At 43.6% G+C, this 21,264-nt stretch carries 17 protein-coding genes and 1 riboswitch; of the genes, 15 read left to right on the top strand and 2 right to left on the bottom strand.

What is annotated here, in order from left to right:
* Window positions 1-44 precede the first annotated feature (44 nt).
* Window positions 45-234, top strand: a riboswitch (cobalamin riboswitch).
* Between the two features lie 170 nt (window positions 235-404).
* The 15 genes from cobT (at window position 405) to SRRS_RS21920 (ending at window position 19,653) form a co-directional block, all read left to right on the top strand.
* Window positions 405-1,445: a nicotinate-nucleotide--dimethylbenzimidazole phosphoribosyltransferase gene (gene cobT / locus SRRS_RS21990; protein WP_371363538.1), complete on the top strand. Its 1,041-nt coding sequence runs from the start codon at window positions 405-407 to the stop codon at window positions 1,443-1,445.
* Window positions 1,438-2,496: a nicotinate-nucleotide--dimethylbenzimidazole phosphoribosyltransferase gene (locus SRRS_RS21985; RefSeq protein ID WP_371363537.1), complete on the top strand. Its 1,059-nt coding sequence runs from the start codon at window positions 1,438-1,440 to the stop codon at window positions 2,494-2,496. The genes cobT and SRRS_RS21985 overlap by 8 nt, the downstream gene beginning before the upstream one ends.
* Before the next feature lie 5 nt (window positions 2,497-2,501).
* Window positions 2,502-4,304, top strand: a complete 1,803-nt coding sequence (locus SRRS_RS21980; RefSeq protein ID WP_371363535.1) for an LTA synthase family protein — start codon at window positions 2,502-2,504, stop codon at window positions 4,302-4,304.
* A 792-nt stretch (window positions 4,305-5,096) separates the two neighbouring features.
* Window positions 5,097-5,858, top strand: a complete 762-nt coding sequence (locus tag SRRS_RS21975; RefSeq protein WP_371363534.1) for a sensor histidine kinase — start codon at window positions 5,097-5,099, stop codon at window positions 5,856-5,858.
* Window positions 5,840-6,481 (top strand): response regulator, encoded by a 642-nt coding sequence (locus tag SRRS_RS21970; RefSeq protein ID WP_371363533.1) that lies wholly within the window; start codon window positions 5,840-5,842, stop codon window positions 6,479-6,481. Before SRRS_RS21975 ends, SRRS_RS21970 begins: the two co-directional genes overlap by 19 nt.
* 29 nt (window positions 6,482-6,510) lie before the next feature.
* Window positions 6,511-7,206, top strand: coding sequence for an ABC transporter ATP-binding protein (locus tag SRRS_RS21965; protein ID WP_371363532.1), 696 nt, complete (start codon window positions 6,511-6,513; stop codon window positions 7,204-7,206).
* A gap of 24 nt (window positions 7,207-7,230) precedes the next feature.
* Window positions 7,231-8,355 carry an FtsX-like permease family protein gene (locus tag SRRS_RS21960; protein WP_371363531.1) on the top strand — a complete coding sequence of 375 codons (1,125 nt, stop codon included), beginning with the start codon at window positions 7,231-7,233 and terminating at the stop codon, window positions 8,353-8,355.
* A 930-nt stretch (window positions 8,356-9,285) separates the two neighbouring features.
* Entirely contained in the window at window positions 9,286-10,257 is a 972-nt protein-coding gene (locus SRRS_RS21955) for a VirK/YbjX family protein (RefSeq protein ID WP_371363530.1), read from the top strand.
* A 24-nt stretch (window positions 10,258-10,281) separates the two neighbouring features.
* Window positions 10,282-11,187, top strand: coding sequence for a VirK/YbjX family protein (locus SRRS_RS21950; RefSeq protein WP_371363529.1), 906 nt, complete (start codon window positions 10,282-10,284; stop codon window positions 11,185-11,187).
* Between the two features lie 597 nt (window positions 11,188-11,784).
* On the top strand, window positions 11,785-12,546 hold the full coding sequence (locus SRRS_RS21945; RefSeq protein ID WP_371363528.1) for an ABC transporter ATP-binding protein: 762 nt from the start codon (window positions 11,785-11,787) through the stop codon (window positions 12,544-12,546).
* Window positions 12,539-14,971: an ABC transporter permease gene (locus tag SRRS_RS21940; RefSeq protein WP_371363527.1), complete on the top strand. Its 2,433-nt coding sequence runs from the start codon at window positions 12,539-12,541 to the stop codon at window positions 14,969-14,971. Before SRRS_RS21945 ends, SRRS_RS21940 begins: the two co-directional genes overlap by 8 nt.
* A 21-nt stretch (window positions 14,972-14,992) precedes the next feature.
* Window positions 14,993-15,910 carry an HlyD family secretion protein gene (locus SRRS_RS21935; RefSeq protein ID WP_371363526.1) on the top strand — a complete coding sequence of 306 codons (918 nt, stop codon included), beginning with the start codon at window positions 14,993-14,995 and terminating at the stop codon, window positions 15,908-15,910.
* Window positions 15,911-16,086: 176 nt separating this feature from the next.
* On the top strand, window positions 16,087-17,877 hold the full coding sequence (locus SRRS_RS21930; protein ID WP_371363525.1) for a WG repeat-containing protein: 1,791 nt from the start codon (window positions 16,087-16,089) through the stop codon (window positions 17,875-17,877).
* 82 nt (window positions 17,878-17,959) lie between these two features.
* On the top strand, window positions 17,960-18,868 hold the full coding sequence (locus tag SRRS_RS21925) for a helix-turn-helix domain-containing protein (RefSeq protein ID WP_371363524.1): 909 nt from the start codon (window positions 17,960-17,962) through the stop codon (window positions 18,866-18,868).
* A gap of 170 nt (window positions 18,869-19,038) precedes the next feature.
* Window positions 19,039-19,653 carry an HD-GYP domain-containing protein gene (locus SRRS_RS21920; RefSeq protein ID WP_371363523.1) on the top strand — a complete coding sequence of 205 codons (615 nt, stop codon included), beginning with the start codon at window positions 19,039-19,041 and terminating at the stop codon, window positions 19,651-19,653.
* A 113-nt stretch (window positions 19,654-19,766) separates the two neighbouring features.
* On the opposite strand, the gene pdxT is transcribed toward SRRS_RS21920, so the two are convergent.
* Complete coding sequence (gene pdxT, locus SRRS_RS21915) at window positions 19,767-20,378, bottom strand: pyridoxal 5'-phosphate synthase glutaminase subunit PdxT (RefSeq protein ID WP_371363522.1); 612 nt, start codon at window positions 20,376-20,378, stop codon at window positions 19,767-19,769.
* Between the two features lies 1 nt (window position 20,379).
* Complete coding sequence (pdxS, locus tag SRRS_RS21910) at window positions 20,380-21,258, bottom strand: pyridoxal 5'-phosphate synthase lyase subunit PdxS (protein WP_371363521.1); 879 nt, start codon at window positions 21,256-21,258, stop codon at window positions 20,380-20,382.
* Window positions 21,259-21,264: the final 6 nt, after the last annotated feature.

The raw sequence follows: 21,264 nt of genomic DNA, 5'->3' as shown, positions 1-21,264 counted from the left end.
CCGTTGACGCTATTTCGCGGGTTTGTTATAATTAGGGCATTAAATGAATAGTATGCGGTTAAGGTGCCTTTAGCTAACGGCTAGGGAGAATAGGGAAGTCTGAGCATGATTTCATGCATAAGCGCGGGCCCGCCACTGTACCGGGGAGAGCTTACAGATGTCACTCGTCAAGGGGAAGGCGTAAGTATTGATGAACCGGGAGCCAGGAGACCTGCCTTACACCGTCTTTACCATCCTTCGTGGAAAAAGAAGGCTTTTTTGGAGATTTACCAAAAGAGTCTTTTGTTTTTGTACTGGCAAAAACAGGTAACTTTGTCTGGATAAAGGCAAACCGGCTGTTGTTTTGGGCGAAGGGTTGGCGAATGAAGTGTTTTCTTTACTTTGTAATTTTTATGGGGGTTGCTATGAGTTTACTCAATGATGCACTTTTACACATTACTTCTACCGACACCGGTATTATGCAGCAAGTAGAAGAATCCTTGCTGGCTGTAGCCGGGCAAAGCGGCAGTCTTGGCCATCTAGGGCAAATGGTTAAGCAGTACGCAGGTATTACTGGTGAGCAATGGCCGGCTTTGCCTAAGACTTGTATGGTGATTAGTTCGGCCGATCACGGAGTTGCCAGGCAGGGAATCAGCGCTTACCCTGTGGAAACTACTATGCATATGACCGCCAACTATCTGATATCAAAAGGTGCCAGCGCTAATGCTTTTGCGAATTTCTGCGGCGCCGATATGGTGGTTGTTGATATGGGTATTGCCGGCGATATGTCCCATGTGCCCGGATTGCGGCACCGGAAGATTGCCTACGGCACCAATGATTTTACCCGCGGCCCGGCCATGACGCGTGAACAGGCTGTGCAGGCAATAGAAGCCGGGATTGAAATTGTTAATGAAAAGGTACGGGAAGGTTATAGATGTTTTAGCCTAGGGGAAATGGGTATTGGCAATACTACCTCTAGCGCTGCTGTTGTGGGCGCGTTTACAGGGTTGTCGCCGGAACAGATTACCGGCAGGGGAACAGGCATTTCTGATAGCCGGATGCAGGTGAAGATTGAAATTGTACGCCAGGCACTCGCTCTAAACAAACCGAATGCCCAGGATGGGCTCGACGTGTTGGCTAAGGTGGGAGGCTTTGAAATTGGTGCGTTAGCCGGAGTCGTTTTGGGGTGTGCTGCTAACCGCTGCGCCGTAGTTATTGACGGTCTGAATACCACGGCGGCGGCGTTGATTGCTAATGCTATTAATCCGTTGTGTAAAGAGTATATATTTGCGTCCCATCTGTCAGGTGAGCCGGCTCATATCATTGCCCTTAGCCATTTACATTTGGAAGCCTGCCTGGATATGGGGGTACGGCTGGGCGAAGCTATTGGTGCGTCGGTTGCTATAGATATGTTACAGGCGGCGATAAAACTTCTGAATACTCTGGGAGGCCGGACTCATGCTTGAAGATATAATTACATCAATAAAACCTCTGGATACGACGGCAATGGAACGCTGCCAATTGCGGTTGGATAACCTGACCAAACCGCTTAACAGCCTGCATTATTTTGAACATATAGCCAGACAACTTGCGGGCATTACCGGTAATCCCCGTCCGAGCGGTCTGGAAAAAAGTATTATTATTATGGCGGCTGATAATGGCGTAGCTGCTGAATTTGCCTGGGACAACAGGCAGTTGACAACAGCACAGAAACTTCACCGATTTTCCCAGGGTAAGTCGATCATCAATGTACTTGCCGGGCATGCTCAGGCAAAGCCGCTGGTTATTGATATTGGCGTGGCCTCCGATTTACCGCCTTTCCCGGGAGTACGGCCGGAGAAAATAGCCTATGGCACTGAGAATATGGCGAATGGTTCGGCCATGACCCGGGAACAAACCATGCGGGCTATTGCTTTGGGAATCACCATTGCCAGAGAACAAATAGCGCAAGGCGTACAGATTATCGGTTTGGGCGAAATGGGGATGGCCGGAAATCTTCCTGGTCTGGCTATTGCCGCTTGCTATGGTGCACCGCTCGCGGCAGACTGGGAGGAAAAGACCTGCGCGATTGTTAGACAGGCACTGCAGGTGAATCATCCGGATAAGCAAAATCCGCTGGATATGCTGACAAAAGTAGGAAGCTTAGCCATTGCTGGGCTTGTTGGCGTGATACTCGGCGCCGCATCGGAGCGTGCAGCGGTGGTACTGGACGGAGTTGCCAGCGGTGCGGCCGCCTTGCTGGCAGTAAAAATAGCACCGCAAGCCAAAGAGTATCTGATTGGTTCGCATTTTGCCGCCGAACCGGGGCATGCCGCTATTCTTACGCTGCTGGACTTGCCTGCGTATTTAAAGTTAGCTATGAATGTCGGCGAGGGCACCGGGGCTGCTATGGGGATGTCGCTACTTAAGGCTTCGCTGCATGTTCTGAGTGATATGAAAACCTTTGGCGAGGCCGAGGTTGCTGTTGCACAGGACGGGCCGGGGGCGCTAAAACAAAACAAGTCAGTCAGAGGGTAGCCGCTATGAAGCAATCCTACAACGTTTATTTGCTGTGGCTTGGTACCTTACTGGCACTGCTGTTTAAATCGGCCCTGGTAATCGGGGTAGTTAATTATACGGAATTTCAAAAGGCTTATTTCGCAGATTTTTGTGCGGTTGTGCCTAGTTACGCGGTATATCTTGCTTTTATCATTATCGTTTTATCACCGGCCTTTTTACTTAAAGGCCGGAATAGAGCATGGTTCTTAATCGGAATCAATCTGATACTGTCCTTCATTTTTCTTTTTGATTTATGGAATTACCGGGCGTTCGCAACATTTCTCTCGCTGCATGCGATAAGTCAGGCCGCCAATCTTGAAAACTTAGGCAGCAGTATATGGTCAATGAGCAGAGGCGAAGATAGTAAGCTGTTCTGGGATATCCCGGTTTTAATGGCGGCAACAGTGTTTGTTTATCGACGCAGTCACCAAATAAACAGAAACAAATTGCTGTATGTTCTATTAACCGGGCTTGCTGCTGTTTATTTGGGCTATGCTCATTACATCTTTGATGTTTCGGAAGAGCGCGGTCAAAAGCAATGGCTATTCTCCATGTGTTGGGCACCCAGCCAGACAGTGACCGGGTTATCGCCCCTGGGCTACCATTTATTTGATGGGTACAACTATATTGCTGACTGTCGGCCCTTGGAGCTTACCACGCAGGAAAAAAATGATATTACGGCTTGGTACCGTGAGAAGAACGAAGTGTTGCCAGGCAATGAGTATAAAGGATTGTTTAAGGGACAGAACTTGATTTTTATTCAAGTAGAGTCGTTGGAGACTTTTTATTTGAAGCATACGTTAAATGGCCGGGAAATCACCCCTGTACTTAACCGTTTACTCGAGAATAGTCTATATTTCGCCAATTTTTATGAACAGGTTAGTAACGGGACTACCGCGGATGCTGAATTTATGGCCAATAATTCGATATACCCGCTGCGCCGGGGTACCGAGTATTTTCGTTATCCGAATAACACCTATAATTCGCTGCCGAAGCTGTTTCGCAAAGAGGGATACTCAACCTTGGCTGTGCACCCCGATAATAAAGCCTATTGGAACTGGCAGTATAACATGGAGTCGACAGGTTATGAATTATGTTTGGACGCGACTAACTTCCAATTAGATGAACAAATTGGACTGGGGTTAAGTGACGGTTCTTTTTTCCGTCAGACGGCACCGCTGATTGCTGAGCGCAAATGGCCATTCTTGGTATTTATGATTACTTTGACCAATCATAGTACCTATGAATTGCCGGATAAATACAAGGAATTAACGGTTGACGCGAAATTTTCCGGAACTATGCTGGGGAAGAGTTTTCATACAGTCCACTACACGGATACCCAGTTAGGCCAGTTTTTGGACCGGCTGGAGAAAGCCGGAATTCTAGACAACACCGTTGTCGTGATTTACGGCGACCATACTGGAGTACATAAGCTGTATCCGGAAGAAGTAAAAAGTATTGCACCGGCGGAAGACTGGTGGCTGGATGACGAGCATAGGGTTCCATTTATCGTTTATCATAAAAATCTACAAGGGCGGGAAATACCAACCATAGGCGGACATATCGATATATTGCCAACAGTAGCCTATCTCATGGGAATCGATGAGCAGGAGTACACGACCACCGCTATGGGGAGGAATCTTTTGAATACCGCTAAAAATTTTGCCGTTCTGTCTGATGGTCAGTTTATTGGTCAGGCGACGACAGAGCGGGATAGGGAACAGGTAGTATCCGGGTGGGAGATAGCAGATAAGATTATTCGCAGCAGTTATTTTGGTACAAGGTGAGATTATTCTGTGAATTATGGTAGATGGTTACTGTGTGCAAATCAGGCAGTCCTTTATAATTAAAGGGCTGCCTGATTGAACTTTACTTGGGATATAGTCGTAGTATCTTAACGTAAATCATGTTAGTTGAATGTAAACTAGCAGGATTATTTTGGTAATAATAGAAACTTTTAAACAGAGATTATACTTGAATTTATTTTCTAAGATAATAACCTGGATGCACTTGTTTAGTAATAATTTCAAAAATATATTATTTCTGTTGCTTTTTTAGCATTAGCGATTAGCTATTATGATTTAATTATATGTGAGGCGGAACAAATGAGGTTTTCAGATAGCAATTTGACTACTGATGAAAAGACCGAAACTACGATTACCCTATTAATATATTTAATTTTATTAATAGGAATAGTTTTAATTGTTATAAAAAATTCGGAAAAATGTTGGTTGCTTTTCTTTATTTCCAGCCTACTGGTGACATCCGTAACAATTCGCAGAGCCATATTATATGACTCAACTCGATATTTGTATCTAGGCAAAATTAATATTATTCTTGATCTGATTATGGTTTTTACCATTAATTATTTTGACCAAAGTTCTTTTTCCTATATTTTTTATTTGGTACTAATTATCGATGTTTCCTTAACTTATTCAACCATTTTTACTGGTGGAGTCACATTGATCGGGTATATTATACACGGATTTGAAAGATACCTTTATTTTCAACCACCTAATTTTAGCTTTTTAGTTTCACAACTCTTGGTCGATTTTATGATTTTTTTAGGCTGCTTCATCATGATGACGTTTATTCGTTATCAAATTCAGCAGAAAGAACATTTGCGACAAGTGACGATTCAATTGGGAATTAAGACCAAAGAACTGGAAAAGACTTATCAAAAACTGAAAGAAACCTCCATGGAGTTGGAGGATATTACTGCTCTGAGGGAACGAAACCGAATAGCCCGAGAAATTCATGATACAGTTGGTCACACGTTGACCACTGTTTTACTGGGACTGGAAGCTGGAGAACGTTTAATTGCGATTGATCCCGGCTTGGCGGCATCCAAAGTCAAATTGGCCAAAAGTCAAATTCGCAAAGGTCTGAAAGATATTCGTACCTCTGTTGAAACGCTTAACTCAGGAAACAATATGCTAGATTTTATTTCTACGATTAAATCTTTGATTCTCGAAACAATGTTACATAGCGATGTTCATATACGTTATCAAATTGACGAATTGCCCAAGCTTACCTCAGAAGAAGAGAAAGCACTCTACCGTGCTCTCCAAGAAGGTATTACCAATGGAATTCGTCATGGAAAAAGTACCGCTTTTGTGTTCAATCTAACGCGCACTAAAGAATGGATTGAGTTTTTACTTCAGGATAATGGCGTCGGCACTAAAAAGCTAATCCCCGGCTTTGGTTTGACAACCATGGAAGAACGGGTTAAAGGGCTGGGAGGAATTTTTAGCATTTATTCAAAACCGGGGGAAGGTTGTCTAATTCGTATTTCAATTCCACTGCAGGAGGGCCCAAAACTATGCCAGTTAACATCATGATCGTAGATGATCAACTGTTATTCAGAGAAGGATTAAAAACAGTCCTGAATTTGGAGGAAAGTATAAATATTATCTCCGCTGTGGCAAGTGGTAAAGAAGCTCTGTCGTTACTTAATCCGATCGCGCTTCCAGATTTGGTATTGCTCGATATCCGAATGGCTGAAATGGATGGTGTTGAGACTGTTAAACAAATTAAGCAAACTTATCCCGAAATTAAAGTTCTTATGTTGACAACTTTCAATGATGAAGAATATATCATGGAAGCTCTGGCTAACGGGGCTAACGGATATGTACTTAAAGACATTGAAATCGAAAAATTAGTGGAAGCCATCCATGATGCTATCGGTGAAAAAATGATTTTACCGCCTTCTGTCGCCGCCAAACTTGCCCAGGGACTGCTTAAAATTACCCCCAAAAAACCAAGTTCAACATTAGCTGAGCTGTCCGAACGGGAAAAAGAAATTGCTACCATGTTAACGCAGGGCTTTTCGAATAAACAAATTGCGATGGGGCTTTTTATTTCCGAAGGTACGGTTCGTAACTATATCAGTAACATTTATAGTAAGATTGGTGTTAATGATCGGACTAATGCTGTATTATTATTAAAAAGTTACTGCCTTTAAAAAAAGATATGACATTAAAGGAGCAAGCAATGTTAGAGGCACGAAATTTAAGTCTTATTTATCGCAATGAACGAAATGATGAGTATTACGCACTTCGTGATGTCAACTTTTTGGCAAACCACGGCGAAATGGTTGGAATGATCGGCCCCTCCGGAAGTGGGAAAAGTTCGCTATTGTATATTCTGTCCGGATTAAAAAAGCCCACTGTTGGTACGGTGTATTATCAAGACCGTGCATTAGAAGGCATGTCTTATAATGATCTGGCGGAAATCCGCAGAAAAGAATATGGATTTATCTTTCAACGCCATTTTCTCATTGATTATTTATCAGTGCTCGACAATGTTTTAGCCGTGGTTAATCAAAGCCAAAAAGCCTGGCACAATACCGCTATAAACCTCCTTGAAATTTTGGGCATTGCCGATTTTGCAAATCAGAAACCTTACAAAATGTCAGTTGGACAACGTCAAAAAGTTGCCATTGCCCGTGCTTTGGTGAATCAACCCAAAGTCATTTTTGCCGACGAGCCGACCGCTTCCCTCGATCACAGCAATGCTCGAATGGTAATGGATATTTTGGCGAGTTTAAAAGGTCAGACCACTATCTTGGTGGCCACACATGATTATTCGATCTTGGAGCAGGCCGACCGAGTAGTTCATATGTGGGATGGTCGTACTATTAAAACTACTCTCCCCTCAAGTCTCCCTAAATCAACAGAAAATGTGTAATTCCAGACAAGGACAGGAGTTAAAATGATCAAGCCGCTTTCCGTTTTGAAGTATTACCAAAATAATCAAAGAAAAATTATAATAGTTTTCTTGGTGACTTTTCTCAGCGCCTTCTTACAATCCGTACTATTGGTTTCTTCAACGACCATGATTAATTTTTATCAAGCGGCAACGCTCGAACCTGTGTCGAGATTGGCCATGATTGATAGTTCAAAACAATCCCCGGAAAACCGAGACCGCTTAAGACAATTACTTGACCAAAACCAAGCAATCTCTAAAGTTCTACCAATTGCAGTTGAAGCCGTCTCGTTGTATGGTATCGAATCTGCCTACATTCTTTTTTTACAATCAAAAGATATTGAAGACGTGATGGACGATTTAAATCTTACCTTAATCAATGGAGAACTTCCAACCCCGGGTATCAGTGATGTAATCTTACATTGGAAAATTGCCGCCAATAAGGGATTGAAAATCGGCGACCATTTTGGCAATAACATCTCTCAATCCGAATTGTTAGAGGGAGAATATCGATTAGTGGGCCTTTTTGATGGACAAACAGTCATCGGATTATCTGAATTAGGCTGCATTAAACAGCAAATTGCTGAAGATCAGCTCTCAACTTTGATTATTCCCCAAAAAGGGCAAATTGCTCAAGTTAAAAATTATTTAGCACACCTTTTCCAACAGGATAGCAAGCTAATTACCACAACTGCGCTAGAAGTTTCTTTTAATAATGTAAATAACAGCATTATCATGATTTTTAACATTGTTTATTTAGTAATTACAGGTATTGTAACCATTTGTGTCAGTTTCCTGTTTTATATCTATTTTTACCAAAGACGTCCTGAGTTCGGCCTGTTGGAAGCGTTAGGGCATACCAGGCAAACTATTATTGGAAAAGCGTTTCTGGAAATTTCCGGGATTAATTTGTTGGGATTCATCAGTGGGCTAGTTGTCGCTGCAGTATGTGAATGGGCTCTAAGCAGCTTTATTTTGATGGAACACGGTCTGCCATTAGTGCTATGGGATCAAAGTTATACTTTCAAACTATTATCCATGCCCTTATTTGTCACTTTCAGCAGTTTATTGCCTGTTTGGCGCATGCTAAAAAAAGTCGATCCGATATCAATCATTGAAGGAGAAGTATAATAAGGATTGGCCTGCTGTTTTATTGAATATTTTGTCATATGATAAATGTCATTTTATTTATTACTCAAAACATGACTTGAGTAAATGGTAAGATGGCATTTTTTTATTTATTATTTAATTGAGGAGATGATGCAACATAGCCCTTTGGAAGGACAGATTCTGACTATATGAATACATCAAAAGTAATGCACCGGCCATTGGCATCTGGGGAACTTGCCCCAGCATTTGCTATTGTAGCCGGTGCTGTACTGTTATTTTATCTTTAACTATTCCTTTAGCACTAAATCCTATGCTCATAATATTGAGCATTATGTTCACTGACACCCAGTACTTTTTTCTTTATATTCTTGCCAGCACATTCAGCAGTTTGGGACACTGAACACATTGCAATTTATCAAAATGATCTTATAAACATCATTTTGATTTTTATATTTTAGGGCACCTTCTTCCGGGTGTTATTACCAATTTCCAAAACCCACTGATCGCTATTCTTTAGTTTGAGAAAATGTAGATATGCTGACTTTGGGCAGTAACTTGAGCCCAGGGAGCATTTTCCGGTCGGGTGGATAGAAAGAGAGGAGTCTAGGTATTGGAACAGATAGATGCGCTAACAGCGTTTATATGGTTTGCACCCAAGATAGTTCTTATTTTCAGTATTCTATTTATAACCAGTGGTTTTTGTATCTTTTATGTCATTTGGCAAATCTATATTGACCCTGAAGATATGGATCGTCATCGTCGTACTTAGTCCACACCCACTGTAAATCCATTTCATATATAAATTCTATCAAATCTTTATTGTAAGTAAATCTGCCTTCATCTATTTTGTAGACACGAAAGTTTACTGAAATGATGGCTCCCGCCGAGTCAGTTTGTAAGATAAAAATAGCTATAGCAATTGGTTTTAGTTTAGAAAAAGAGGTAACGGTAATGACGAGTAAAAATGGTTCCGCTTTTATGGCGTATAAAGAATTTTCATATTGGCAAAAGTTATTATTTTATATACAGAACAAGGACATATGGGGAGGCAATAGTCCAGCACGTTTGATTATTTGGAGACGATTAATTTTTGCCGTGCACGGCATATTTAAGTACAAATTTATGACCAGATTATTGGATTATTTCGGAGTTAATCCTCTAATTTTCAGTATAACACTTAAGCACCCATGTATTATTGAGCAAACGACGCGCCAATGGCTATACCATAAATCAACGATGGAAGAAAGATTTAAAATATTGAAGCAACACTTTTCGCTTTTGCAATTTCATCTATCAGAAGCGGCGCTAAGAAATATTTATTTTGGCGAAGGGATCGTTTTATGGAGTCAACCATATCAAGAAGAAGTCCTTTTTTTGAAATTACACTATGACCGTATATATAGAAAAGAAGGGTTAATGGCAATTAGCTTTAACCTTGGTGAGAAAAGGTTTTATTCAGTGAGTTTTTGGATAGCTCCAGATCGGAAGGACAAACCGGCATTGTGGATTGGTTGCATTCAAGGTGCTCAAGGCGAAGCACAAACTATTCGCGGCTTAACAAAAGCATTCTTTGGTTATAGGCCTAAAAATCTTATGGTTTTTGTTATACGCGTGCTTGCTCGCTTTCTCGAGATTGAGCAACTTTATGCTGCGTCTAATTATGGCGCATATGTTAATCACCGTTTTTATGCGGATCGTAGACTTAAAACGTCATTTGATGAATTTTGGGGAGAAGTAGGTGGTCAAATATCTGACGATGCTCGTTTTTTTGAGTTGCCATGTTACGAAATGCGGAAAAGCTTGCAGCAAGTGGTAACCAATAAACGTAATCTGTATCGAAAGAGATTTGCTGTTTTGGATGCCATTGACATGGCTATAACAAAAGAGCTAGAACAAAATGCCGCAAAATTTAAAATACACTAATATTACCTAGGGGGTATAAAAATTATGATATATTACGTCAAGATGAGCGCTAAAATTTACGATGATAATAATTTTAATGCTTACCGACGTTCATTAGTATTTATCATTCGTTCAATGGTTAATTATAAAAAAATGCAGGAATTAAGAGAATTTCTTCATTCGAATTCTTTACGACGCGATATTCTTTCCGCTCATCCGGCGATTTATGAGCAGGTTACTCGTTGCATTTTTTATCGGGGATCTACCTTCAGTCAAAGAATGGCACTCATTAAAGAACACTTATTCTTTTTCGAAAATAAACTGACTCAGGACGCAATACGACAGATATATATGGGCAAAGGCATTACTATTTGGGAAAGTGATTATCACGGCGAAAGTATCTCTTTAGAACTATGTTTGTTTCATACTTATTATAGAGAAGGCATGATGGGATTAGTTTTAAAAATAGGCGGTTATGCAGCCTATACGGTAACCTTCTGGGTTGAATTGAACAAAAAAGGGGAGCCCATACTAAAAATAGGTGCCCTTCAGGGAACACGGGAAGGTTTAAAAATTAATCGTGAAATCACTAAATATTTTTTCGGCTATAGACCTAAGAACTTTATTCTTTTTGGGTTACGTACATTTGCCGAAGAGTTGTCAATTAAACAAATTTTTGCAGTATCTGATTATGGTTATTATGCTAATAACCACATTCGTCTCAATAGAAAGTTAAAAACATCTCTTGATATATTTTGGAATGAAACTGGAGGATCAGTTTGTGATGACCCTTGTTTCTTTGAACTTCCTATAAATGAATCACGAAAAACCATAGATGAAGTTGTGTCACACAAACGTAATTATTATCGCAAAAGATTTGCCTTACTTGATGAAATTGGAGTAGCAATAAAACAGTCGCTTGACTTACATACTAAAAAATCGATATCTTAAAATCTAAAAGCGTAAAGAGATTCGTAAAATAACTAATAATCAATAACGTTGCATTAAAATCTGACCAAAAATAGTAACCAATAATTTTTGACGAATATCATGAAATATAGCCATATTGGTTTGATTTACCATATTTATCTTGTTGATTAATAAAAAACTCCTTATAATAGAGGCATAGCAGGTAACCCATTTGCTACGGAAGGGTACAGCAGGCTCTATCTACTTCAAAGACTTTGTTGGAGGTAATGAGGCTGTAATTTGCTTGTATCATCCATTTGTGAAAATGGTCAATATTTTCAAGCGATCACTAAAGAATTTATCTGGCCGACAAAGCTTTGATTACTTGTACGAATTTAAGCAACTATCCAAACAACTTGAATTGAATGATATCAGCTATTTAGATGAGGTGCCGAGGAGTTATACGCACAAGACGTTTGCAATGATTATATTTGAATAAATTGTAAATGTGAACACAGGGTTATCTTTAATCCGGTGTTCTTTTCAGTAAGGGAGAAAAATATTGAGTTCTGATTATTCAACTTAATGACGGTTGTTTAAATGCAAAGAACGCGGTGAATGGGAGAAAAGGAGAAATTTATGCTGGGAAAATGGTTGTCCGGACTTGTTAGTGTTGATTTACCGCCGCCTCTTCAGACTAAAGCGGCTGTCGAACTGGCAGCGGTGCGTAAAATATATACGACCGGAGCCGGCGAATTTGAAGCACTAAAGGGCATCGATCTCACGGTTAACGCCGGTGAATTTGTTGCTGTTGTAGGAAAATCGGGTAGTGGTAAATCTACCTTAATTAATATGATTACAGGTATTGATCGTCCGACAGGCGGTGAAGTATGGGTAGCAGGGACGCCGGTACATACCCTGACTGAAAACCAAATTGCCGTGTGGCGGGGACGGACGGTAGGGGTGGTTTTTCAGTTCTTTCAATTGTTGCCTACGTTAACAGTTTTGGAAAATGTTATGCTGCCTATGGACTTTTGTAATATGTATGGGCTGTTAGAACGGCAAAAGCGGGCACTATCCTTGCTGGAAATGGTGGGAGTTCACGAACAAGCCCACAAGTTACCAGGAAATTTGTCAGGGGGACAGCAGCAGCGGGTGGCGATCGCCAGGTCACTGGCCAATGATCCGCCACTCTTAGTTGCTGATGAACCGACAGGCAACCTGGATAGCAAGACGGCATCGGCAGTGCTCGACTTTTTCAAAGAACTCGCCCGACAGGGAAAAACCATTTTAATGGTAACTCATGACAATGATTTAGCCGGCCGCAGCGGCCGGATTATCACCGTATATGACGGGCAGGTTGTAGCGGCTGAAACGCCGGAGCGTGTCAGCCATGTTTAATTTCACAGTAGTTCCGCCGCGCTGGCGCAAGGTAATGGCCGATTTGTGGGGCAATAAACTAAGAACCCTGCTGGTAGTACTGTCGGTTACGGTAGGTGTTTTTGCGGTCGGCATGGTGTATAGTGCCTATCTGATGTTTGAGAGGGATTTAGCCATTAGCTGGAAGTCGGCAGCGCCGGCGAGTGCCAGCTTGTATGCCGATCCGTTTGATGAAGAACTTGTTGACAGCGTCCGTAGTTTGCGTGGGGTTAAAGAGGCTCAGGGCCGGCGTAATGTCGATTTGCGGGTGCAAACTGCAAGCGGCGAGTGGCGGCAGATGTATTTAACCGCTTTGCCCGATTACACGGAACAAAAAGTGAATATCATTAAACCTCAATCCGGAGCTTGGCCGCCCGGGGACGGTGATGTACTGCTTGAACGTACTTCGCTGGCCGATTTGGGTGTAGCCCAAGGCGGCAGTATTCAAGTGGAAACTCCTGCCGGCAAGAAACGGACCTTGAAAGTGACCGGTGTAGTATATGACTCCAGCCAGATTTCCAGCATGTTCAGTGGTCGGTCTTACGGTTATATCAATATGGATACTCTGGAAAAGCTGGATGAAGAACGAAAGCTGGACCAGGTGAATTTTGTTGTCGAACCCTGGGTACTAAAGGGGCAGGAAACCGCACCGATCGAAGCGATCGGACGGCGGGGCTGGAGCAAGCTGGAGCAAGGCAATACAACCGTGTTCTGGCTGCAGGTTAACAAGCCGGGCGAACATCCGCTGCAAAGTATTATAAATGCCTTAATCCTCTTGTTGACCGTTCTGGGAGTTCTCTCATTATTATTAGGAACGTTTTTGCTTGTGAATACAGTGTCGGCTATACTAACGCAGCAAACCCGGCAGATTGGAATTATGAAAGCCATCGGTGCCAGGCGTGATCAGATATTAAAGATGTACTTAATCCTGGTGGGGGCGTATGGCATACTGGCATTGGCCGTTGCTGCTCCGCTGGGAGCGTTGGCGGCAAGTGCGGTTACCGGGTTTATGGCGCAGGTGTTTAATTTTGATTCCGGCGGCCTGGAATTACCGCCTAAGGTTTTATTGGTAGAGGCCGTGGCAGCAATTATTGTGCCGGTATTGGCCGCCATTTGGCCTATCTGGCGCGGGACGGGGATCACTGTGCGTGAGGCTGTCAGCGATTACGGGATTGGCAATGTTGCCGCCAAAAACCGGATCGATGTCTGGGTAGACAGACTATTGGAACGGCTGAGTTCATTGTCACGCCCAATTCTGCTTTCACTTCGTAACACCTTCCGGCGGAAATGGCGCCTGGCGTTAACGCTTTTGACTTTGACTGTTGCCGGTACGGTATTTATGGCCGTTTTTTGTGTCCGGTCTTCGTTGTATTCTACACTTGATGATGCGCTTGATTATTTTCGCTATGATATATCGATCAGTTTTACCCAAAACTACCGGGCTACCCGGATTGAACATGAAGTCCTAAAGGTTCCCGGTGTAAAAGCTGCAGAATCGTGGGGATTTTCTTCCGGCCGGATTCTGCGGGATGAGCGGAAAGAATCTGAGGATGACGCCAGCAAAAATGTCTTTGTGTTGGCACCGCCGGTAGATACCACGATGATTCAATCCAAAATTATTGAAGGACGCTGGCTTGTTGCTGAGGATGAAAGTGCGTTGGTAGTAAATACCGAGGCCGTAAAAGATAACCCGCAGCTAAAAGTGGGCAGCCAGGCGATTATTAAGGTCGGTACCCGCAAACTTAAGTTTACAGTAGTCGGTATTGCTAAGAGCACGTTAACCGGGCCAATTGTTTACGCTCCGTATCCTTGGTTCACCGGAGCCATTCAAGAGGCTGGCGGGGCCAGGTCTGTACAAATTGTTACCCATTCGACTAATTCAAAGGAACAGACTGATTTGGGGCGCAAGCTGGAAAAACACTTGAAGGATAATAACCTGCGGGTACAAAATGTTGATGTTACTTGGGAACAAAAGCAGCGCATTCGATCTCAGTTCGATGTATTAACTGTATTTTTATTGATTATGGCAGTATTGCTGGCTTTTGTCGGAGCCTTGGGACTTACAGGTACAATGGGAATAAATGTACTGGAACGAACCCGGGAAATTGGGGTTATGCGGGCAATTGGCGCTTCCAGCATAGCGATTGGCAAAGTATTTGTAGTGGAAGCGCTGTGTATTGGCGTGTTGAGTTGGCTGTTTGGCGTCATTTTGGCTGTGCCGATAGCCTTTCTCTTAAGTTACCAGGTGGGGGTAATGTTTTTGCAAAGTCCGCTGTCCTTTTCCTTTAGCTTCCTGGGTGTGGGGATATGGCTGCTGCTATCTGCCTTACTTTCGGTTCTGGCGAGTCTGCTGCCGGCACGAAATGCGGCGCGGCTGAGTGTACGCGAAGTATTGGGTTATGAATAAGTGGAGAACGGAGAGAGAGTAATGAATACAGGACGTTTGGGCAGATTGGGCCGATGGCTGAAACGCCACTGGCTATTGACAACCCTTTTTATTATAGCAATAGGTGCCGGTGGCTGGTGGTTTAGCAGCGGACGCCAAGGGGAGAAAAAAGAAATACTTCCGGTTAAAGCCGACAACCGGGTATTGGCGGAAGGCATAGTCTTCCCTGTACGGTATTCCCAGATGGTCATGCCGATCGAGGGCATGATTGGTGAGGTACTAGTGCACGAAGGCGATAAAGTACAGGCCGGGCAGTCAATTATCCGGCTGGTACGCCAAGACTATCAGGCTAAGGTAGGCAGTACCAGCGCCGATATTAGCCGTGCGGCAGCGGCTGTGGAGCAGGCGCGTGTTAACTTAGCCGATGCTGAGCGCGAACTCGACAGGCAAAGACGCCTGGAACAGGCTGGTGCAGCTTCTAAGCAACAGTATGATCAGGCTAAAACCGCAGCCGATCGAAACAAGGCGGCGCTGGCTCAGACTGAGGCCGAACTTAAAACCCAGCAAGCCCGGTTGGTTGAAGCCGAAGGTTTGCTTGACAAAACGGAATTGAAGGCTGCTATCAGCGGTACGGTGTCATATCTCGATGTAAAAGTCGGCGAGCATGCGGCAGTCGGTTCAGTATTGGTGCGAATTGCTGATGAAAGTGAATGGGAGATTCGAAGTGACGACCTGACAGAACTCACTATTGCCAAAGTAAAAAAAGGCGATCAGGTAGCCTTAACCTTTGATGGTATTCCTGGTTTAGAGATACCGGGCAGGGTAAAGTCCATCCGGGCTTACGGCGAGAAGAAACGCGGTGATATTACCTATACAGTCTCTATCGCTCCCGAACGCTGGGACGAGCGGCTGCGCTGGAATATGACGGCTCAGATCGCTATAACACCTACCGGATTGTAGAATCTTAAACCGGACATAACAATAGCCCTTTCAAAAGGATGCCTTTTGAAAGGGCTATACTTTTTGCTAAATTATTTTATTTTCGACAAAGTTCCGTTTTTTCTATCAAAAGAAAAGTATGGGAAAAGGAGAATATTACTAATGACGAACGTGAATTATAACGGAGGCAAATGAATTTGAAAAAATACAGACAAACCCCAAAAATATTCCATTGGCTTATTCTTGCTATTGTCGTGTGTTTCTCCACACAGGTTCAGGCAAGTCCCGAAGCGGATTATGATAATGTGACTGATCTTAAGGTAATATTATCCGGCGGGGAAAAGAATGGGTATATTTTGGCGTCAAACGGCAAGTGGGTGATTGAGCCACAATATGATTTTGTTCAGCCTATTAGAGAAAAAGGGTATAGGGACAATTGGATAAAAATAAATGGTCAGTACGGTTATATTGATCGGACCGGCAACACGGTGCTGGAACCTACGGGGAACGCCAATTTCTTTGAAGATGATGACATAGTAAGAGTAAACCTGAAAAATAAATGGGGATACATTGATAAATTTAACAAGGTAGTAGTTGAGCCTAAGTTTGATGCAAATGAAGGGATGCTCCTGTACTTGGCGGAAGGGTTGGCAAAAGTAAAAATAAATGGCAAATATGGTCTTATTGATAGAAACGGCAAAATTGTAGTACGGGCTGAGTATGATCATATTCAGCCTAATTTTAACGAAGGTTTGACAATAGTAACGGTAACAAGCAGCAAATATGGCTTTGTCGATAGAACCGGCAACATAGTACTCCAGCCGCAATATGATAGAGCCGAGGTTATCGGAGAAGGCCGGAGCCTGGTGTCTTTACATGGTAAATGGAGTCTTTTCAATCATAAAACCAGTCAACTGGTAACAATGCCTAAGCTGAGTGACATTGGCCAAAGTCGTGAGGGTCTGACTCAGGTGAAGGTGAACAACAAATGGGGTTTCGTCGATGGAACAGGCAAAATGGTGCTAGAACCACAGTATGACGAGGTTGGCTCTGTTTTTGAAGGTCTGACCAAGGTCAAACTGAATGGCAGATGGGGTTTTATTGATAAAACCAATAAAATGGTAATAACTCCGCAGTACGAGAGTGTTCGGGATTTTAACGAAGGGTATGCCCAGATAAAAGTAAACGGCAAGTGGGGCTTAATTGATAAAACTAATAACATGGTGATACCGCCTAAATACGACGAGTTTACTACCGTGTTTAAAGGGTGGGCGCAGGTACAGGTCAACGGTAAATGGGGCCTTGTTGAAACAACTGGAAGAGAGATTGAATCAAAGTATGAGTTTGCAGGTCTCTTTGACAACGGTTTGGCAGACGTAAAAATAAATGGCAAATATGGCTTGATTGATGAAGCAGGCAATACCATAGTTGAGCCTAAATATGATTGGATTTTTAAATTTCAGAACGGCTTGGCGATGGTAAGAGTAAATGGCAAATTTGGCTTTATTGATAAAACCGGTACAGAAATAGTAAAAGCTGATTATGATATGATCGGATATTTTAGCGAAGGCTTAGCCCCGGTAAAAGTAAACGGTAAATACGGTTTTATGGACAATACGGGTAAATTTGCAGTAGCTGCACGGTATGACAGGGTTGAAGATTTTAATGAAGGTACGGCTAAGGTCAGCTTAAATGGCAAATATGGGATTATTGATAAAACCGGTAACTGGGTGATACAACCGGTATTTGATAAGCCGATTACCGGATATTTTCCACAGCAGGGAATAATCCGGGCAGGAGATTACTTCTACGATTTAGCGGGAAATAAACTGGATCACTATGCGAATCATATGCAAGATGGGTATCAAGCTTTACAACGGAAAGATTACAAAGCCGCCTTTGTTTTATTTCAAGCAGCATTGAGAATCAACCCTAATGATCAAGCGGCGTTGTATGGTTGTGAGCAGGCTGCGAAGTTTTTAGATTAAGGTTCATAGAACGCCATAAGTTAGCAAAGCAAGTCAAGAGTGAAAGCAACGTCCTGTGCTATGCTTTATGCGGGGTGATTAGATGAACAACTGGGATAAAATCAATGCCGTACAGCGTGTGCAAAACTATATTGAAGAGAACATCAATGAACCAATAACTCTCCATAGGCTGTCGCAGGCGGCCGGTTATTCGCCTTGGTACACTTCGCGTATATTTAAGCAGCTAACCGGAAAAACCCCACTTGAATATATTCGTGTCCTGCGCCTTTCCCGGGCTGCGGTCAAGCTTTGGGATGACGATAAACGGATTATTGATGTAGCTCTTGACTTTGCCTTTGATTCGCATGAGGGGTTTACCCGGGCTTTTTCCGATAACTTTGGCATCACACCATACCGCTACCGTCAAAAAACACCGCCGCTGCCATTGTTTAGGCCCAGTCCTGTTCGTAGTTATTACCTAATGCTGCAAAAGGGGGTACTAAAAATGACAGAGAAGAAACAGATGACAACTGTGTTTGTTCAAGTAGTCGAAAGACCGGCACGAAAGCTGATTTTGAAGCGGGGAATTAGTGCAGATAACTATTTTGATTACTGTCGGGAAGTTGGCTGCGAGGTGTGGGGAATACTGTGCAGTATAAAACAAGCGCTATATGAGCCTGTTGGGCTATGGTTGCCGGAGCGGTTCCGGCGACCGGGCACCTCGGAATATGCACAGGGAGTCGAAGTCCCAATCGACTATAGCGATGAGGTGCCGGACGGATTTGAGATAATCGAACTGCCGCCATGTAAAGTGATGGTTTTTCAAGGGCCGCCATTTGAAAATGAAGAGTTTCAGGAAGCAATTGCCGACGTATGGCAGGCGATTAGTAACTACAACCCCGAACTGTACGGTTTTCGCTGGGCTAAGGAAGACGGCCCGAGATTTCAGCTGGAACCTTGGGGTGAGCGGGGATATATTGAGGCAAAGCCGGTCAGGCCGATTAATGAGTAATAAAGGTTCAGGAGCAAGAAAACTCACAGTCTAGTTCTGTGAGTTTTCTTTTGGTTGTGTTGCTATTTGAAATTATGTTGGGAAATAAAAAATGAACCCCTGCGGGCAGGAAAAAAAATACTAGGCGCAGAATAACGGACTAGAACTACGACTTGCGGGCTATAGGTGACATGGTGGACAAAGAAAACCAACAGCAACTATCTGTCATAAACAAAGTTAATATGGAGGCAATAGAAGAGTTTTGCCGAGAGGTATATTATTGCGATCCCTATACTTCCATGCATGCAGAACATGTTGCTGACCTAATGGCCGGTTTATCCAGTCAAATGTGCATGACCTCGGATGAAATCAGTTTAGCGTTTATTGTCGGGTTAATTCACGATGTCGGAAAAATCAAGGTTCCTCATGATATTCTGAACAAGCCCGGGAGACTGGATGATGAAGAGTTCACAATTATGAAGCAGCATGCTGAGCATGGGGCAGAAATGCTGGCAGTCATTGATGGTGCTGAAGCCATTATTCCCATTATGCGGCATCATCATGAACGATATGACGGCAGAGGTTATCCAAACGGGTTGGCCGGAGAAAACATACCGCTCTTAAGTAGAATGCTTGCTCTCTGTGACTCGTTTGACGCTATGACCACTAAGCGGTGTTACCGGCAGCCTGTGGCATTAGATGAGTGTATTGAAGAAATCAAACGCTGTTCAGGCAGCCAATTTGACCCGGTATTATGTGAACTATTTATTGAGTTTCTGGAAGATCGTTTTGGTGTTCGATTTTAGAGGTAAAAGAAAAGTACTTGCTGCTGGAGTCATCTCCAATCAACAAGTACTTTTTTTATTTATCCTCCATCGGCTGCTGCTTTGGTCAAGACTCGGCGTAAGTTGAGTTTTCTTTATCTTGCAAGGCAAGAGCAGATTGAGTTGTTTTTACTCGCTTTAACTTTTGCGGCAAAATAGCTGTGAAAGGCCAAGTTGTTAGTTAGTTCGGGATGAAACGCTGTTGCCAGCATGTTCTTTTCCTCGACGGCGACTATTTTTCCATCGACAGTTGCCAGGATTGTTACATTGACTGCCGCGTTTTCGACATACGGAGCCCGGATAAACACCAGTGGAATAGCGTCAGGCGAAATTTCCGGGATAACAGCCTCGGTTGTGAAGCTGTCAAGCTGGCTGCCGTACGCATTGCGTTGTACCGTAATGTCCATAAGTCCGAGGTGGCAGTTGTCTTGGCCAACGATTTTTTTGGCCAGAAGTATCATTCCGGCACAGGTGCCCCATACCGGCATACCGGATTGTACTCTATCGATGATTCGCTGTGACAGGTCGAATTCCCGCAGCAGTTTGCCCATAGTAGTGGACTCGCCGCCAGGAAGGATGAGGCCGTCAACAGCGTTGATTTCAGCCGCCTTTTTTACTGCAATGCCCTCAATATCAGGGAGCGCATTCAGACAGTCAAGATGTTCTTGAACCGCACCCTGCAGAGCAAGTACCCCGATTGCCGGCATATTACCAGCCTCTTTCGGCCAACCGTTCAGCAGCATTGATTTTGTCAATTTCTATGCCGACCATAGGTTCGCCCAGGTTTTCGGAAATTTTCCCAAGCAGTTCGGGATCGTTGTAGTGAGTGGTGGCTTCCACGATGGCTTTGGCCCGTTTGGCCGGGTCGCCGGATTTGAAGATACCTGAGCCAACAAAGACTCCGTCGCAGCCTAGCTGCATCATCAGGGCTGCATCAGCCGGGGTAGCAATGCCACCGGCGGCAAAATTAACGACAGGAAGTTTGCCGTGTTTCCAGATGTATTGAATTAAATCATAGGGCGCGCCCATTTCTTTCGCAATGCTCATAAGTTCTTCCTGAGGAGCTGCTTTGACCCGGCGCATATCGGCCAGCATTGTTCTCATATGTCTTACTGCCTCTACGACGTTGCCGGTACCGGCTTCGCCTTTGGTACGGATCATGGAAGCGCCTTCGCCGATCCGGCGCAGTGCTTCGCCCAAGTTTCTGGCGCCGCAGACAAAGGGGATTTTGAAAGCATGTTTATCAATATGGTAGGCTTCGTCGGCAGGAGTTAACACTTCACTCTCATCGACATAATCGATACCGACGGCTTCAAGGATTTGGGCTTCCACAAAATGACCAATGCGGGCTTTAGCCATTACCGGAATGGAAACGGAAGCTTTGATTTCCCGAATCATTTTAGGGTCAGACATCCGGGAAACACCGCCTTCGCGACGAATGTCGGCTGGTACTCTTTCCAGTGCCATAACAGCCACTGCGCCAGCTGTTTCAGCAATTTTGGCCTGTTCCGCATTGGTGACATCCATGATGACGCCGCCTTTTAGCATCTGTGCTAAATTTTTGTTGAGTTCATACCGGTTATCCATGTTAAG

The sequence above is a fragment of the Sporomusa rhizae genome (genome assembly GCF_041428845.1).
GTDB classification, from domain to species: Bacteria; Bacillota; Negativicutes; order Sporomusales; family Sporomusaceae; genus Sporomusa; species Sporomusa rhizae.
The sequence above is the reverse complement of the archived record's forward strand: the minus strand, read 5'-3'. Positions and strand labels throughout refer to the sequence as shown.